Below are 18,266 nucleotides of genomic sequence, written 5' to 3' on the forward strand. Positions count from 1 at the left end.
GGGGTTTATTTTTTTTATAGGTAAGGGTTTTAGCGTTTTACAAATTGACTACACATAAACATACAGCTTGCACTGATCACAACGGAAGGACCAGCTGGTGTATCAAAATGCCATGAAAGAGTTAAACCACCTAGTACAGCTAATGCTCCAATAACGGAAGCAATGAAAGCCATTTGTTCTGGAGTGGTGGACAAACGTCTGGCGGTTGCTGCAGGTATAATCAGTAGCGATGTCATGATCAAGGCACCAACAAATTTCATACCTAAAGCGATAACAACACCAATCAGCAGCATTAAAATGAGCCGCATCAGATCGACGTTGATGCCTTCAACAAAGGCCAGCTCTTCATTCACTGTGGTTGAAAGTAAGGGTCGCCAAAAAATCAATAATAAAATACTGACAGCAATGACACCTGACCAAATAAACATGAGGTCTGTGGTATTAACCGAGAGTAAGTCACCAAATAGATAACTCATTAGATCAATGCGTACATTATCAAGAAAACTCACGGCAATTAAGCCAACAGATAATGAGCTGTGTGCCAAAATACCAAGTAATGTATCAGTGGCCACCAACTGCTGTTTTTGCATCGTAACAAGAATGATGGCAAGGCCAAGGCAGCAAACGAGTAACGCTAGATAAAGGTTTATATCTAATAAAAAGCCAAGCGCCAGTCCCATTAAAGAGGCGTGTGCTAATGTATCGCCAAAGTAGGCCATCTTGCGCCAAACAACGAAAGAACCTAGCGGTCCTGCAAGAATGGCAATACCGATACCCGCAAGTATTGATGGGAGAAGAAATTCAATCATGATGGTGACCGTGTGAATGATTATGGCAGCAAGTCGCATCGCCCTTTACTGGTTGACCGGCTAAGTCATGGTGATGATGCTCATGCTGATGGTGGTAAAACGCAAGCGTTTCACGGTTACTTGTACCAAACAGAGCTATGTAGCTTGGGTGCTGCGTGATCGCTGCAGGAGAGCCAGAGCAGCAAATATGATGATGTAAGCATATGACATCATCAGTTTTAGCCATCACTAAATGTAAATCGTGTGAAACCATAAACACACTGCAACCAAAGCGGTGGCGTATAGCATCAATGAGGTCATAGAGATCGATCTGGCCTTGAACATCAACGCCTTGGGCTGGTTCATCCAAAATTAGCATATCAGGTCGTTGTAAAAGGGCGCGAGAAATTAAAACTCGCTGAGTTTCTCCCCCGGATAACTTATGCATATCGTTATTTAGTAAATGTTCAGCGCCAACCAGTCTCAGCGCATCTAATAACTCTTGCTTACTGAAATTGCCCGCTAAGCTTAAAAAACGTTTAACTGGTAAGGGTAACGAGTCATTGAGCTTTAGTTTTTGTGGAACATAGCCAATTTTAAGTTTTTTTGCCCGAGTAATCGTACCGCTGTTTTGTTTTTGCAGCCCTAATAAAACTTTGACGAGTGTTGATTTACCTGCACCATTGGGACCGATCAACGTTGTAATTTTGCCTTTTTCCAGACTAATGCTGATATTGTCTAAAACACGACGATCATTAAAGTCTACGCAAATATCTTGCAGTTGAATTAAGCTGGACATGAATGGAACTTATTTGCAATTAGGAAGTGTTATAATGTAACATTTCGCTCTCTTTAACGCTATATACCGAATGGAAAAACCACCATGTTGCGTCAAATCGCCTACTGTTTATGCTTAGCAACCTTATCACCACTGGTTTGGGCTAATACCGTTTTGACAAGTATTAAACCGATTCAAATGATCACCTTTGAACTGACTAAAGGCGTCACAGAACCAACGGTATTACTTGGTTCCAACACATCACCTCATGATTACGCAATGCGCCCGTCTGATGTAAAAAAGATAAGAGCAGCCGATTTAGTGATTTGGTATGGCGAAGATTTAGAGCCATTTTTAAGTAAAACCTTACAAGCACATCATAACGTCTTAACCATTAGTCAAATACCTGAACTAAAGTTAAGAGAATTCTCTGGTGATCACCATGACCATGATGGACATAACCATGGAACTCATGATCCTCATTTTTGGCTTGGGGTTGAGCAAGCTAAACAGGTCGCTAGTGCAATCACTGAGCGCTTAAAGAGCACTGATGTAGATAATGCGCTGCTATACCAAGCTAACTTAGAAAATTTCTTAAATGAAATAGCTATCACTAACCGAAATATTGTTCAGCAGTTGAGTTCGGTTAAACATAAAGGTTATTACGTTTTTCATGATGCTTATGGATATTTTGAGCAACAATATCAGTTAAATAATATAGGTCACTTTACCGTTAGCCCAGATAGAAAACCTGGGGCTAAGACCCTGATCAACATCAAAAATTCACTTGCGAAAAATGAAGCTAAATGTGTTTTTTCAGAGCCACAGTTTACTCCAGCTGTTATCGATACCGTGACTCGAGGTAGCCAAGTGAATAGCGGTGTGCTCGACCCGTTGGGTATGGATATAGATGTGAAAAGTGGCAGCTATTTTGAGTTGCTGAACCAGTTGAGTAATAGCATTTATGGCTGCTTGTCTGAATAGATGCACGCTGTATTGTTTGTTGTACATTTACTTGTGGTCATTTTCACTAAATATTATTGTTTTATTTGTTCCGTAACTTCAAAAAGTTATAAGTTTAGCTAGAATAGTTGATAATTATCGTCGCAAAAAAACGTTTAATGATTAGGCGTATCATCGATTAAGGCTCTGCTGTTGAAAGGAACATTTTTGTATTCCAAATATTTGAGTCAGGTTTTGTGCTTACTACTTCTGTTATTGGCGTGGTATGCACAAGCCCTGGACAAAGCCCCTTCGATTTTTTACCCCTTGCCAACCCAAGCTCAAGGCAAAGTCTTTGTTGCCCAAAACTTATTCTTGGGTGATGAAGGGGGGATATGGATACACGATGTTCATGGTAAAGTGGTGTTCTTTGATGGACAAAATATCCTTCCTCGTCGCGGTTCAGTACTGGCACAAGACAGCGGTCACATTGCTTATTTCGATAATGCTTTTTGGTCTTACGTTGAGAATGAAGTTTATCGTACTTACCCAGCCCAACACCGAGAGCTTGTTTTCAGCCTCACAGCCGGTTCAGTTATAAAAAATATAGGTGCTTCTAACGGTTTTATTTGGTTAACCGATGACGCACATTTTTACACCTATAATATCCAGACAAAAAGAATTGATACTTATCCGTTGTCGGATATGTATCAATTCAACCAAGTCAGTCAATTGACAATCAATGATGCTAAATTTCTATTGTCAAAGTGGGTGCTAGCAACCAATGCTGGTGTTTATTTATCTGATGGCGAAAGCTTTTCTCATGTATTGAGCTCGAAGAAGCATTTTATTGAAAAGCTTTATTTTTCTGCAAAAAACAGAGAGCTTATCGTCGGTACGCTGAACGGAGCACTCATTATTGATATAAAAAATCCAAATTCCCAACAACCAAAACGGATTGGATATTCACACGTATTATCATTGGCTGAAACCGACAACGAATATTGGGTTGGCACCGAAGATGGTCTATTCGTCTACTCATTTCTGACCAACAATGTAGTTAAATTGGAAAGTAATGATCAAGACAGCAATGGTTTGCCAGGTAATCAAATTTACTCTTTAGTCAATGATTTGCAAGGCGGTATTTGGATAGCAACGGATAAAGGAATTCGCTATTTTTCGCTTTTTGGGTTTCGTTTCGAACGCAACCAGCAACCACAGTTAATTCATAATCAAATTAAGAAAATTATTCCGCGGTTAGATAAGAAAGGCTATTGGGTATTAACCAATCAAGGTCTCTACCAATTCGATAGCAATTGGAACAAGATTAAGCTTTTGTTCAACCTGCCAATAAATGATTTTGTGCAATTGAGTAACACATCGTTATGGCTTGCCACCCATGAAGGTCTTGTTGTCTATAACTTAGAAACTGAGGCGGAGGAATCTTCTCATTTGCCCTTTAATCTACGCACGGCAGGTATCCTACACCTAACCCTTGATAATAACGGTTTATTATGGGGAGCGAATGAGAACCAACTGTGGTCCTATGATGTTGGTGCTAATACGTTGACTAATTACGGTATCGATTGGTTTGTTGACGCCTTTCTACCGGCTAAAGTGACCTTATTAAAAGCGACTCAGCGTGGTCTGTTTATCGGGACAGACCATGGTGTTTATACCTTAAATCAAGGTAAGATCGTTTTTCGACGGCCAACAAGTGGTTATGGGCGCAGTGTCAATATACTTGAAGGGAGCAATGGGGATATCTGGTTTGCGAGTAGTTACGGTTTGTTTAACCTTTCTCATGACAGGAATGAATTTAATTCAATCCCTTTGGCCGAGGATAATATCAGCCCTAAATGCTTAGCCGAATCACAAGAAGGAATATGGCTGACTTCATCGAATGGTATCTCTCTTTATAATCAACAAGGCGATATAAAAAAACACTATGCTGCACCTCACGGTCTTATTCATAATGAATTTCAAAGTGGGGTTTGTACATCAAGTATTATTGATAATAAAGCGTGGTTGTTGTCTGGTTCCCGTTTTGGTCTGCTTAGGGTCTCACCGGGTAAACTTGTTACGGCTACCCCCCCAAATACGTCGATTATTTTTAGCCAAATAAGTATCGATCATACGCCAGTGATGATTGGTCGTAGCCGTTTTCACCCTCTAGAACTGAAATATGGTAGCTCGATTAGTTTTTTATTTGGTTCTTTACCTGAATCCCGAACCCAATCGCTTGAATTTCGTATTGAAGGCGATGGCCAGTGGCAACCGCTAGAGGGTTCGCAATTAACGCTGGATCATTTACTTCCTGGTGACTACCGAATTTTAGTTAGAGACAACACTCAATATCCACAAAACAGCACAATGAACAGCTTATCATTTGTTGTTGCTAAGCCGTGGTATCTTTCATCATGGGCAATCTTGTTTTACAGCATTATAGTATTGGGCTGTGTTGCTGTAGCCTCTTTATGGCGTTCGCATTGGGTGGCGAAAGCGAACAGAGAATTGAAATCACAAGTGGCATTGAAGACGGAACAATTACGCCATCAAAGTAAAATTGTACTCACTAACAACCACCAATTACGTAAGCAGCTACAAATTCGACATGTTTTTGTGGAACAGATGCTAGATTCAATTTCACCTACTCTAGATCAGTTGATTTATCGTACCCAACTCAATCAACTTGGTCGTTTAGAACGTCTTGCACAAAAAGTGAAACGAGAACTTACGCTATTACGGAATGTGAGAAGTGATAAAGCTTCCACTCAGCAAATTTATGATTTATCGATCATTCTTAACTCATCAATCGACAGTTGGCGAGATGAATTCGATAAAGCCGAAATCACATTAGTCGTAAATAATGAGCTCAAGCAATCTTATATTGAATCTGAAAGCTTTAATTTTGATTTAATTTTCAATACGTTACTGTCTGATGCTGTTAATCGTCTATATCGCAATCAATCATTACAGATCCACTGCTATGAGCGTGAAAGACGTTTATTTGTTGTTATTATTGATAGTGGTGATCAAATGATGAACTCAAGCGTTGACGGCTCTACTTCCGGTTTTGAACAAGAAGAGTTACATCAATTAATGCGATCTTCAGGTGGTGAAATCCATATTTTTTCTTCTTCAGAGCGAAACTTGACAGAGCTTTCTTGGCCTAGTGTGGATTTATTAACAGAAGAGTCTGAAGCCATTGAACTGGAAGATGCCGCAGAGAAGGTAACGATTGAGCCGCTGGAGAAAGAGTGGCTCAAAAAAGTTGAACTGCTGATACAGCAATACTATTCCGACCCTGACTTCAGTACATCATCGGCCGCTAAGCTCTTATTTGTTTCAGAGAGAAGCCTTCAGCGACGTTTTAAAGCTGTTACTGGAAAAACCTTCAAAGAGTATTTGAATGAGGTTCGCTTAGAAAAAGCATGTCAGCGTTTATTAGCTGGTGAAAAAATATCTCAAGTTGCTTTCGGCAGTGGCTTTAATGATCCCTCCTACTTTAGCCAAAGATTCAAATATCACTTTGGTTTATCTCCGACTCAGTTTATTGATGACAACGAGTAAAAACTAACTCCATAAGCTATAGCGAGCTCAAGAACGTTTTGTAGCGAATATTATGATCGAAGATAGATATCGATATGCCTAACAGTGTGTTGATGGAATTGTCGTCTTCGAAGAGGGCTTTGATGTGATGATGAAAAAAAATATCGTGGTATAGCCGGGGGGACTATACCACGGGCACCAAAGGTGCCTTCGCTTGCTGCCGGAGTGATATGAGTTAGCCTCACATCACCTCTGGATTCATATCAAAGGAGAAGTTTCCTTTCGATGGGTTCACTATATGGCTAGTTACTTATTTCACTTATAAAATTAACGACAAGATGGCATAAGAAAAGCGACAATGTTCGATGTTTTTATAACATCATGATTTTAAATATAAAATTATCGACTCTTAACTATTGGCTCTTTTTTTTGTTGATTTGTTATTTTGTGAAAAGGTCAATTTAACGTTTTTGACGTGATAGGTTTTAACGAAAGCAACGTTTTGATTTGCGCAATCTTTGATTTCACTCAAGAACATTAGTCGTATGAACGTGTATTATTCATGTTAATAAAAATATTTCTCATTACCACTACCATTGAGAGTGCTATAAATGAAACTATCTCAATTAAAGGAAGGGGAAAGCGCAAATATTACGGCGTTTTACCAACTTCCAAACGATGTTCGCAAAAAATTGATGGTGATGGGATTGTTGCCTCAAACTGCGGTGACTTTAGTTCGACGAGCTCCAATGGGAGACCCACTTCAAATTGAAGTAAGAGGAGTGTCATTAGCTGTGCGTGAAAAAATCGCAGCTTGTATTGAGGTGGAGAAAGCTTAATGCAATATCAAATTCTAACCGTTGGTAACCCCAATAGTGGAAAAACAACACTATTTAACGGCTTGACAGGTGCCAAACAACAAGTCGGTAACTGGGCTGGTGTAACCGTAGAGAAAAAAACAGGCCACTATTCTCACTCTGGCGATGAATTTAAATTAACCGATCTGCCGGGTATCTACGCTTTAGATAGTGGTAATGACAGTAATAGTATCGATGAGTCTATTGCCTCTAGAGCGGTATTGACTCATCCAGCGGATCTCATTATCAATGTTGTCGACGCGACTTGCCTTGAACGTAGCTTATACATGACGCTGCAACTTCGTGAATTAGGGCGCCCGATGATTGTCGTTTTGAATAAAATGGATGCTTTGAAGCGAGAGCGACAACGCCTTGATATTAAAAGACTTGAAAAGATATTGGGTTGCCCGGTATTCATGCTGTCGGCTACCAGTACAGAGCAGGTCAATAGCTTCAAAGAGAAATTGCACAAATTATTACTGCAAGGTGTTGCTCTTAAAGAACTGGTACTTGACTATGGTTTGGCATTTGAACGATCAATTGAAAAATTATCGACAGCTTTTCAGCATCAAGAAGTGGTTGCGCGTGCATTGGCTATTCGTGCTTTAGAAAATGATCTGTTGGTGATTAATAGTTTACCTGAGTCACAGCGTGCTCTTGTTCGTAGAGAGCAAACATCAAGTGGTTTAGATATCGACCTACATGTTGCTGATACCAAATACACTTTTTTACATGAGCAATGTAAAAAAATCCGTCAAACGGAAGGAAAATTAAGCCATAACTTCACTGAAAAAGCCGATAAATTCATTTTAAATAAATGGATTGGTGTACCATTTTTCTTTGTAGTCATGTATCTAATGTTTATGTTCTCTATCAACATTGGTAGCGCATTCATTGACTTTTTTGATATTGGCGTTGGTGCACTGTTGGTTGATGGTGGGCATTATCTACTGGATGACCATTTACCAATTTGGTTAGTTACTGTGCTTGCTGATGGTTTAGGTGGTGGTATTCAAACGGTTGCCACCTTTATTCCTGTCATTGCTTGTTTATATCTTTTCTTGGCTATTTTGGAGAGCTCGGGCTATATGTCTCGCGCCGCATTTGTGCTAGATAAAGTAATGCAGCGTATCGGTTTACCAGGAAAAGCTTTTGTGCCGTTAGTCCTAGGCTTTGGTTGTAATGTTCCTGCGATTATGGCAACCAGAACATTAGATCAAGAGCGCGAGCGTAAATTGGCCGCGTCAATGGCACCGTTTATGTCTTGTGGTGCACGCTTACCTGTATATGCATTATTTGCCGCAGCCTTCTTCCCTGAAAGCGGGCAGAATGTGGTCTTTGCGCTTTATTTATTGGGTATCTTGGCGGCAGTTTTCACTGGACTTATTTTGAAGCACACACTTTTTCCAGGTTCCAGTGATAGTTTAGTGATGGAAATGCCTGACTATGAGATCCCTACCGTGCAAAACGTGCTGATCAAAACGTGGCAAAAATTAAAGCGTTTTGTTTTAGGCGCAGGGAAAACCATTGTTGTGGTCGTGACCATTTTGAGTTTCTTAAACTCAATTGGTATCGATGGTAGCTTTGGCAATGAAGACAGTGACAATTCAGTATTGTCTAAAGCGGCGCAAGTTGTGACTCCAGTATTTGCACCTATAGGTGTTAATCAAGACAACTGGCCTGCAACGGTAGGTATTATCACTGGTATTTTTGCCAAGGAAGCGGTAGTCGGTACTTTGAATAACTTGTACACATCAGCCGCCAGCGATGAGGGTGAGTATGACCTTGTAGCAAGTCTGCAAGAAGCCGTAATGTCGATACCTGAAAACTTAATGGGGTTAAGTTTTTCTGATCCACTAGGTATTGAAGTTGGTGACTTAACGGACAGTAACGCTATTGCAGAAGATCAAGCGGTAGATGCATCAATCTTTGGCAACCTAAAGCACCATTTTGTGACTGGCCATGCTGCTTTTGCTTATTTGATTTTCATCTTACTTTATACGCCTTGTGTTGCGGCAATGGGCGCTTATGTTCGAGAATTTGGTATGAAATATGCCCGTTTTATTGCGATCTGGACTATGGGGTTAGCCTACGGTGGTGCAACATTGTATTACCAAGCAAGCCACCTTATACAGCAACCGGTGAAAAGTTCACTTTGGATCGGTGCAATAGTCATCACTGGGCTTCTGATTTACCAAACATTGAAGATTCGTGGGCGTAAATTGCAGTCGTTACTGGAGATACAAGCCGCATGATCTTGACTGAGTTAAAAGGTTACATCGAAGAGAATGGTATCGTCAGCCGCGCAGATCTCGCTAAGAAATTTTCAATGAGTGAAGATGGGGTAGACGCAATGCTGAGTGTCTGGATTAAAAAAGGGATTATTTCACGCACTATCGATACCAACAAAGCACATCATGTGACAAGAGTGCGTTATGCACTTAACCGCAATGATGGCTTATCACTGACGGTAACTTTGTAACTTTTTTAACGGTTCGATTTAAAAAAAGCCGCTGAATTTTCAGCGGCTTTTTAATTTATGCTTTATTAAAAATTGAACTTAATGAAAGTACATTCTGTATTCTGCTCAATAGTTCGTGCTGTTCTTGCTCTGTGCGTGTTACGCCTTGAGTATTTCCCCAAATAGGACCAGGCCAAGCAATATCACTTTTGAAGCGAGCGATATGGTGAATATGAAGTTGAGGCACCATATTACCTAGTGCACCTAGGTTTAATTTGTCGGGGCAAAATGTTGCTTCAAGTGCTTGGCTAACCGCCTGTGATTCAAGCAAAAATTGCTGTTGTTCGTGCATGGGTAAGTGGTGTAATTCTTTTAAGTTTGCTCGTTTAGGGACGAGAATAACCCACGGAACCGCGTTATCTTTGTGTAATAAAGCTAAGCAAAGAGGAAACTGACCTATTAACGAAGTATCTTTAGTCAGTTGAGGGTGAAGTTCAAAATCCATAGCGCTATCCAATATAAGTCGTGTTTTACTAGATAAAATAAAAGGCTGGCGTTTGCCAACCTTTTATATTTGTCACATCAAATAATTACATACGATCTAGCGTATCTATACCTAGCAGTGATAAGCCTTGCTTGATGGTTTTCGCAGTAAGCGCAGCCAATTTTAGACGGCTTTGTTTGATGCTCTCATCTTCTGCTACAAGGATCGGGCAGGCTTCATAGAAGCTAGAGAATTGACCCGCAAGTTCGAATAGGTAGCTACACATAACATGTGGCTGACCTTCACGAGCAACGGTTTGTACCGCTTCTTCAAATTGAAGTAGTTTAGCAATGAGGGCTTTCTCTTTTTCTTCAGTAACTTTGATTTCGCCAGTCAGGTTATCCATTGATACCCCAGCTTTTGCAAAAATAGATGCAACGCGAGTGTAGGCATATTGCATGTATGGTGCAGTATTCCCTTCAAACGCTAACATGTTATCCCAGTCAAATACGTAGTCAGTGGTACGGTGTTTAGACAAATCGGCATATTTTACAGAGGCCATCGCAACTGTATTTGCGATATTGGCTTTCTCATCTGCGGCGAGATCTGGGTTTTTCGATTCAATTAGTTTTGCAGCGCGCTCTTGTGCTTCATCGAGAAGATCAGCAAGGCGTACTGTACCGCCCGCACGAGTCTTAAATGGACGGCCATCTTTACCTAGCATCATACCGAATGCGTGGTGCTCTAGAGTGACTTCTTCAGGAACATAACCCGCTTTGCGAACAATGGTCCAAGCTTGCATTAGGTGCTGATGTTGACGAGAGTCGATGAAGTACAAGACGCGATCAGCGCCCAAGGTTTCGTAACGGTACTTAGCACAAGCGATATCGGTTGTGGTGTATAGGAAACCACCATCACGCTTCTGAACGATAACGCCCATTGGTTCGCCATCTTTATTTTTGTATTCATCTAAGAATACAACTTGTGCACCATCGTCTTCTTTAGCTAAGCCTTTCTCTTTCAGATCGGCAACGATAGTTGGTAGCATGTCGTTGTACATACTTTCACCCATGACATCATCACGAGTTAAAGATACATTCAAGCGGTCATAGTTGCGCTGGTTTTGGATCATTGTGACATCAACCAGTTTCTTCCACATTTCTGCACAGTACGTATCGCCACCTTGCAGTTTTACCACATAGCTACGCGCTTTAGCTGCGAACGCTTCATCTTCGTCGTACAGTTTTTTCGATTCGCGATAGAAGGCTTCAAGATCAGACAGTTCCATTGATACTTCGCCTGACTCTTGCTGTACTCGTTCAAGGTTGGCGATAAGCATACCAAACTGAGTACCCCAGTCACCGATATGGTTAGCGCGGATCACTTTATGACCGAGAAACTCTAATGTACGAACCACAGCGTCACCGATGATGGTAGAACGTAAATGACCAACGTGCATTTCTTTCGCAACGTTTGGTGCAGAGTAATCTGCAACGATGATTTGCGTTTCAGCGGTTGCTACACCAAGGCGAGAATCAGCCAATGCTGCGTCTGCTTGTTTTGCTAGGAAAGCTTCATCTAGGAAGATGTTTAGGAAACCCGGACCTGCGATTTCAACTTTAGAAGCGATACCGTCTAGGTTTAGAACGTCCAATACTTTCTGAGCAAATTCTCGAGGGTTAGTGCCTAGTCGTTTAGCAACGCCCATAACGCCGTTTGCTTGGTAGTCACCAAATTGTGGTTTTGCAGATTGGCGAACAGCTGCAGGGCTGCCTGCAGGTGCGCCAGCGGCTTCAAGAGCCTGAGATACTTTGTCATTAATAAGTGCTTGGATATTCACACGCGTGTCCTTCAATTCTGGGAATTGCAAAGGTATGCATTTTATTCACCGCATTGGGTGAATGCATATCTCGATTTTGTTCATAATTTGGCGCACATAATACCAATTTTATTAAGGCGCTTACAGGGACTAAATTAGGAAATTTTCTACTTTTCAAACCGATCTTGGTACTATTGGGCGAAAATCATTATTTTGGACCGTTTAAATGCTTGAACCTCTCATTGATGCACAACTTCACCCTGAGCAGTTAAAACAAAATATCATTCAATTTATGCATAAAATTCAAGACTTAACTGAAATTTTGCATATTGATTTATCAAGCAATAAAGCCGACCACATTGCGTTGCGTATTAATGATCCTGACTTAGCAATATTGGCACATAAAGCTTGGCTTAATGAAGGAAGAGAGATTTCGAACGCTGAAATTAACGGGCGTCCTATTATTGTGCTTGAATTTTCATCACCACTGCAGGTGTTAGGTTGGTCAATTGAGTGTCTAGAACTGCCTTATCCGGCTCCTGGAAAAATTTACCCACAGCAAACTTGGGAACACATCGAGTTTGTTGTGCCATCCAATGTACAAACTGCTCAAGAATATCTGCATGACATACAGTCGCGTTATCCATCTCTGCAAGAGCAGTGGAATAAGCTTGAGTCAAAAGGGGTTAAAGTAAAATTATCGAGCCCAAAAGGAGAGGGGGAGCGGTTGAATAACCCGACAGTTGCTTTTAAGTGGCAGGGGGTATGTATTAAGTTACACCCGCATTCATTGAAAGATATCGTAGCGTCAGAGCAAGCTTAACTCGCTCTGACTATTTTTCTGCTAACAATATTAACCTAAATCGCAATCTTTAGGACGAAGCTGAAATTCTTCAATTGAGCCGATTTCTTGGCCTAAATTCAGTGTTTCAGCGTCGTGATGAGCATTCCCTTGAGAGTGCATAATCAAGCGATTTGCTGTTCTTGGTTTTAATTCATTAACAATAAAACGAATCATATCACTGCGAGCGAGTAATTTAAGCTCTTCCAAGACCTGTTCTCTTTGATCAAAACCTGCATCTTTATTACCAATAGCGACCCACAACCTTTGTGCTCGGCTACGTAGTGTCGGGTCTGGCGCTGAAATCTGATTCCACAGCCCGCGTTTACTGCTGTGCCATTGGTATTCATTAAGTTCAAGAAGCACCATGTAAAAAGCATTCAGAAATTCATCGACAGCGGTGATTAACTCGCTAGGAGCCGCATTAGGCGATTGTACATAAAGTACAATGCCAGGGTGTCGGTTGAGTGGCATATTGCCAGTGCCGACCATATAGCCAAGTTGTTGCTTGGTACGGATCTCATGGAAGAAAGTCGCTGACATCAGATGGTTTGCCAGTGAATATAAGGCGATATTACGTGCTGAGATATCATCACATTGGTAGTACACTACTACCGCTGAGTCTTCTTGATCGCAATGAACTTCTCTTTGAAATGTCCCATTTTTCCCGAGCATGATCAGTGGGCGTAGTGACTCTTCATATTGTTGATCTTTGACTCGCAACGCATTCTTCAATGTTTCGGCCATCGCTTGTGCATCTTTTCGTAGCCAGTCACCATAAACGAACATCTCAACATGCAGCTGAGCCAAAATTTGATCAACAAAGTCACGTAGCTCTTCTAACTTGATGTCTTTTAACGCCTCGAGTAGTACATGATAAGGAGGGTTGTTGGGCTGCAAAATTCCTGTCATGGCATTAAAAATCTGCGATATTGGACGATCTTTAGTCGTATTGCGCCAATTTCGCAAAAGCTGTTGTTTAATGGTTTTAAAACGACTCTCGCTGAAATCACGTTTGGCGAAGCGTTCTAAAATCATTTCCATCAACTGAGGTTGTTTTTGACTGAACCCTGAAATAGTTAATGTAACGCCACCTTGGTGTGCGTACATGTTGTAGTTCATGCCGGCGATTTCGGCTTGGTAAGTCTCTTTGGCAAGAGAGTCTAAAAACATTTCAACGCATAGACGTGTTTTGACGATATTACTTGGGTTCGCGACCGAAATCGGGCTATCAATGGCGATGTAAATCACCCCTTTAGGCACCCTAAATTCCCTATCTTGCAAATGCCACAAACGAAAACCTGGTAATTCTTCAATAATTTCAGGATATTCTGATTGTGATGGTTCCAAATCTTTTGGGTCTAAGTGGTAACAAATGAATGGATTTTTTGGTGGTAGTGAGGTCGCTATATCAATAGGTGTTGAAAATAGTGCGAGTTGTGAGCTGGAAAAAGGCGTCACAGAATAGGGAGTTGAATACCACTTTACGTGTTTGTCATAAACACCACCTTTGGCAACTAAAGTAGCCCGTAGGTTGCGAGGCGTTAGATACGCAAGCATTTTTCGTAGAAGTTGTTCATCGTAACCCGCCATCATGTAGTCACCATAGATGGTGTCTTGCGGTTTGTAATGCTGCATGTTCACCACTAAATGGCTCACCATATCTAATGGTCGAGTGGTTTCTTGAAAGCGAAACGCCGATTCAAGCACCGCTCTTTTTTCGTCATAGCGCCACTCATCTAGCCCTTGCTCGGTGATTAGTTTGATTTGGCTAAAGAGCGCTTGGATGATCGTTTCAACATGATCTAGTCCTGCGCGGGTGAGGCTAAAACTGACCGAAAACTCGCGATAGTTACTACCGCTAGCGCCTCCTCCTGCGGATAAAGAGGTGATCCAACCTTTTTCTTTTAGGGCTAGCATCAAGCTCCCTTCACCCTCATAACCGAGTAAATGAGCGAAGTAAGACAATGGTTTCACTTCATAAAAATCATCCATGCTTGGCGCTGGGAAGCTTAGTATAAGTTTACGAAGTTCCTTTAATGGCTCGATTTGGATAAATACCCCGGTATGCTCTTCCAACACAAAAGGTTCCGAGACAGATTTATGCCCAAGCTGCTGATTCAATATTGAAGAGAACTTTTCTTCTGCTAGCTGCTCAAGTTCATCTAGACTATGTGGGCCCGATAAAGCAAGCGTCATTAAATCGGCAGAGTAGTGTTGATTATGGAACTGGACGATTTCTTCGCGAATAGAAACATCATTTCTGTCACACAGAGTATCTAAATTACCCACCGAGAATTTCGCAAAGGGGTGCGCAGGGTTGATGGTTTCTTTTTGCACCTGGTACAAGCGGCGAGAGTCGTCGTTGAGTTTGAGTTTAAATTCAGAATCGACGGCTTGTCTTTCTTTATCTAAGGCTTCTTCATTAAACAGGGGAGCACAGAAAAATTGGCTGAAGCGGTCGAGGGCTTTTTCGAATGTATTCGGGCTGACATCGAAGAAGAAACAAGTATGTTCTGCTCCTGTCCAGGCATTATTGCTGCCACCATGTTGACTAATAAAACTTTGAAATTCGCCTACTTTCGGGTATTTTTCTGTGCCCAAAAACAACATGTGTTCGAGGTAGTGTGCAAGGCCTTCTCTATCTGATGGATCATCAAAATGGCCGACATTGACCGCTAAGGCCGCCGCTGATTTTTGCGCATCATCGGCTTGAATTAGTAACGTTCTCAACCCGTTGGTCAACGTTACATAGCGATAATGGTGAGTGTCGTTTGGGCTTAAATGCACGGTGAATCTCCACAGAAAATGCTATTCTAATTATGGCGTTGAAACAGTTTGGTGCAAACAGTAAGCAACGATTTTATGAACAAAATGTCATTTTAAGTCTTTGATCAACTTTAATAGACTGTTAACAAGGTCGAAGTCTTTGCTAGGTCTCCTGATATAATTGAAAATAATGCAGCGTAGACTGCCAACATGATAATCACTAGGAATGAGTAATGAAGATTTTTATTATGCGCCATGGAGAAGCTGAGCATTATGCCGCGAGTGACGCAGAAAGAGCCTTAACCGAAAGAGGGCAGCGCGAGTCAGTAGCTGTGGCCGTTGCTTGTGAGAAACAAGGTCTTCGTCACTTTGACAAGGTGCTTGTTAGCCCTTACCTAAGGGCGCAACAAACATGGGCATCTATCGCGTCATATTTTGAATCTGACGATGTGGTTACTTATGATGATATTACGCCCTATGGACAAGCCGATACGGTCTTTGACTATGTTTCAGCGTTAGTCGATATCGAGCAGTTAGAGTCAGTTTTATTGGTCTCTCACTTACCATTAGTCGGTTATTTGGCCGCAGAATTTGTCACCGATCTTGTACCACCGATGTTTCCGACCTCGGGACTGATCGGCATCGACTATGATCCGCACACTATGCAAGGAAAGCAGATGTGGAGTATCTACCCTTAATGAGGGCGGGTAAAAAACTCCCATAAGATGAATAACTAGGCTACGTTTGATCAATGAGAGTAACATTTATCATATGTAGCCATTATTTTGACTTTGTTGCTGGACTGAAAATTGCATCACAATGCTAATTCATTGTCATATATATCAATATTCATCAATAGATTGCTTGCTAGCCTATGAAATTCACACTCCCATTTGCGGATAGATTACCGTCAATACCACAACGTAGTATGCCTGCTATCGGTGCGCCGATTATGGTTTTGGCGACGTTGGCGATGGTTGTATTACCGATCCCCGCATTTTTGTTGGATCTGTTTTTCACGTTTAACATTGCCCTATCTATGGTGGTGCTATTGGTGACGGTTTATACCCGTAGGCCATTAGATTTTGCTGCGTTTCCTTCGGTGCTTCTTATTGCCACTTTGTTGAGACTAGCACTGAACGTTGCTTCCACTCGAGTCGTTTTACTGTACGGTCATGAAGGCCCAGGCGCGGCGGGTAATGTGATTGAAGCATTTGGTAATGTGGTTATTGGTGGTAATTATGCGGTTGGCCTAGTTGTCTTCTTAATTCTGATGATCATCAACTTTATGGTGGTGACTAAAGGTGCGGGCCGTATTTCAGAAGTAAGTGCTCGCTTTACCTTAGATGCATTGCCAGGTAAGCAAATGGCAATAGACGCTGACTTGAATGCGGGGTTAATCGATCAAGAGCAAGCTCGTGTACGCCGTTTTGAAGTCACCAAAGAAGCTGACTTCTACGGTTCGATGGATGGTGCGTCAAAGTTTGTTAAAGGGGATGCGATTGCTGGTATCCTTATCTTATTTATTAACATTATTGGTGGGTTATCCATCGGTATGGCTCAGTATGGTCTGGGCTTTAAAGAAGCCATTGAAATTTATACCTTGTTGACTATTGGTGATGGTTTGGTTGCACAAATCCCATCGTTACTATTGTCGATCGGGGCTGCCATCATGGTGACTCGTCAAAATACTGATGAGGATATGGGTGAGCAGGTTATTTTCCAGCTGTTCGACAACCCTAAAGCTTTGACCATCACCGCCGGTATTTTGGGTGTGATGGGTATTGTCCCGGGAATGCCACACTTTGCATTTTTACTATTGGCAGCTTTGGCTGGTGGCGGTGCCTATTTAATGCAGCGTAAACAGAAGAAAGCGGCAGAAGAGAAACAATTGCCCGCCAAAGTTGACAGCGATACGCCGACACAGAAAGAGCTGTCGTGGGATGATGTTCAACCCGTTGATGTGATTGGTTTAGAAGTCGGTTACCGTTTGATCCCTCTGGTCGACAGAGACCAAGGTGGCGAGTTGTTAGAGCGAGTCAAAGGTGTCCGTAAAAAGCTATCTCAGGACTTTGGTTTTTTGATCCCAGCAGTGCATATTCGCGATAACTTAGAGTTAACGCCAAACAGCTATCGGATAACGTTGATGGGCGTAGCCGTTGGCGAAGCAGAAATTCGTCCCGATCAAGAGCTTGCGATCAACCCTGGGCAAGTTTATGGCGTCATTGATGGCGAGCGTACGGTTGACCCTGCTTTTGGACTAGAAGCCGTGTGGATCAGAGAAGATCAACGCGAACATGCTCAAGCGTTAGGTTACACCGTTGTTGACTCATCAACCGTACTCGCTACACACCTTAGCCAACTTCTCACAAATAATGCTTCACAGCTTATTGGTCATGAGGAAGTGCAAAATCTCATCGAAATGCTTGGTCGATCAGCGCCGCGATTGGTGGAAAACTTTGTTCCTGACCAACTGCCACTTGGTACCGTCGTTAAAGTGCTGCAAAACTTACTTAATGAAGCCATTCCTATCCGAGATATCAGAACCATCATACAAACATTGGCTGAGTACTCAGGTAAGAGTCAAGAACCTGACATATTAACCGCAGCGGTTCGAATCTCATTAAAACGTTTAATTGTCCAAGAAATCAATGGAATAGAGCCTGAGTTGCCAGTTATTACACTCATTCCTGAGCTGGAACAAATATTGCATCAGACAATGCAAGCATCGGGCGGAGAGTCTGCGGGTATTGAACCTGGTTTAGCGGAACGTTTACAAGCTGCACTCAGCCACGCAACGCAAGAGCAAGAATTAAAAGGTGAACCTGCGGTGTTACTAACTTCAGGCGTACTTCGTTCTACATTGGCGAAGTTTGTGAAAAACACAATACCGAATTTGCGAGTGCTCTCTTACCAAGAAATACCTGATGAGAAACAAATTCGAATTGTTCAAGCCGTCGGAAATTAACGGAACT

The 18,266-nt window shown here is 41.8% G+C and carries 13 protein-coding genes; 8 read left to right on the forward strand and 5 right to left on the reverse strand.

Going from position 1 to position 18,266, the window contains the following annotated elements; all coding sequences use genetic code 11:
* Window positions 1-29: 29 nt before the first annotated feature.
* A complete protein-coding gene (znuB, locus tag HGG78_RS06265) occupies window positions 30-809 on the reverse strand; it encodes a zinc ABC transporter permease subunit ZnuB (RefSeq protein WP_172532342.1) in 780 nt (259 codons plus the stop codon).
* A complete protein-coding gene (gene znuC, locus HGG78_RS06270; protein ID WP_172532343.1) occupies window positions 802-1,587 on the reverse strand; it encodes a zinc ABC transporter ATP-binding protein ZnuC in 786 nt (261 codons plus the stop codon). Before znuC ends, znuB begins: the two co-directional genes overlap by 8 nt.
* Before the next feature lie 84 nt (window positions 1,588-1,671).
* Here znuC and znuA point away from each other — a divergent pair, with 84 nt between their 5' ends.
* From znuA to HGG78_RS06295, 5 genes are all read left to right on the forward strand, one after another.
* Window positions 1,672-2,550 carry a zinc ABC transporter substrate-binding protein ZnuA gene (gene znuA / locus HGG78_RS06275; RefSeq protein ID WP_168521487.1) on the forward strand — a complete coding sequence of 293 codons (879 nt, stop codon included), beginning with the start codon at window positions 1,672-1,674 and terminating at the stop codon, window positions 2,548-2,550.
* Window positions 2,551-2,736: 186 nt separating this feature from the next.
* Window positions 2,737-6,081, forward strand: coding sequence for an AraC family transcriptional regulator (locus HGG78_RS06280; protein WP_254068136.1), 3,345 nt, complete (start codon window positions 2,737-2,739; stop codon window positions 6,079-6,081).
* 590 nt (window positions 6,082-6,671) lie between these two features.
* Complete coding sequence (locus HGG78_RS06285; RefSeq protein ID WP_172532345.1) at window positions 6,672-6,899, forward strand: FeoA family protein; 228 nt, start codon at window positions 6,672-6,674, stop codon at window positions 6,897-6,899.
* A complete protein-coding gene (gene feoB / locus HGG78_RS06290) occupies window positions 6,899-9,172 on the forward strand; it encodes a Fe(2+) transporter permease subunit FeoB (protein ID WP_172532346.1) in 2,274 nt (757 codons plus the stop codon). Before HGG78_RS06285 ends, feoB begins: the two co-directional genes overlap by 1 nt.
* Entirely contained in the window at window positions 9,169-9,399 is a 231-nt protein-coding gene (locus HGG78_RS06295) for a FeoC-like transcriptional regulator (protein ID WP_172532347.1), read from the forward strand. Before feoB ends, HGG78_RS06295 begins: the two co-directional genes overlap by 4 nt.
* A 55-nt stretch (window positions 9,400-9,454) precedes the next feature.
* On the opposite strand, the gene HGG78_RS06300 is transcribed toward HGG78_RS06295, so the two are convergent.
* Window positions 9,455-9,883, reverse strand: a complete 429-nt coding sequence (locus tag HGG78_RS06300; protein WP_172532348.1) for an HIT family protein — start codon at window positions 9,881-9,883, stop codon at window positions 9,455-9,457.
* Window positions 9,884-9,968: 85 nt separating this feature from the next.
* Window positions 9,969-11,702, reverse strand: coding sequence for an arginine--tRNA ligase (argS, locus tag HGG78_RS06305; RefSeq protein ID WP_172532349.1), 1,734 nt, complete (start codon window positions 11,700-11,702; stop codon window positions 9,969-9,971).
* A gap of 205 nt (window positions 11,703-11,907) precedes the next feature.
* Between argS and HGG78_RS06310 the strand changes: the two genes are divergently transcribed.
* Complete coding sequence (locus HGG78_RS06310) at window positions 11,908-12,504, forward strand: VOC family protein (RefSeq protein ID WP_172532350.1); 597 nt, start codon at window positions 11,908-11,910, stop codon at window positions 12,502-12,504.
* Between the two features lie 30 nt (window positions 12,505-12,534).
* Here HGG78_RS06310 and HGG78_RS06315 read toward each other — a convergent pair whose 3' ends face one another.
* A complete protein-coding gene (locus HGG78_RS06315; RefSeq protein WP_172532351.1) occupies window positions 12,535-15,312 on the reverse strand; it encodes an insulinase family protein in 2,778 nt (925 codons plus the stop codon).
* Window positions 15,313-15,524: 212 nt separating this feature from the next.
* Here HGG78_RS06315 and sixA point away from each other — a divergent pair, with 212 nt between their 5' ends.
* Both sixA and flhA read left to right on the forward strand, forming a co-directional pair.
* Window positions 15,525-15,989, forward strand: a complete 465-nt coding sequence (gene sixA / locus HGG78_RS06320; protein WP_172532352.1) for a phosphohistidine phosphatase SixA — start codon at window positions 15,525-15,527, stop codon at window positions 15,987-15,989.
* Between the two features lie 176 nt (window positions 15,990-16,165).
* Window positions 16,166-18,259: a flagellar biosynthesis protein FlhA gene (gene flhA, locus HGG78_RS06325; protein WP_172532353.1), complete on the forward strand. Its 2,094-nt coding sequence runs from the start codon at window positions 16,166-16,168 to the stop codon at window positions 18,257-18,259.
* Window positions 18,260-18,266: the final 7 nt, after the last annotated feature.

The organism is Vibrio aestuarianus, assembly GCF_012395185.1.
Classification (GTDB): domain Bacteria; phylum Pseudomonadota; class Gammaproteobacteria; order Enterobacterales; family Vibrionaceae; genus Vibrio; species Vibrio aestuarianus.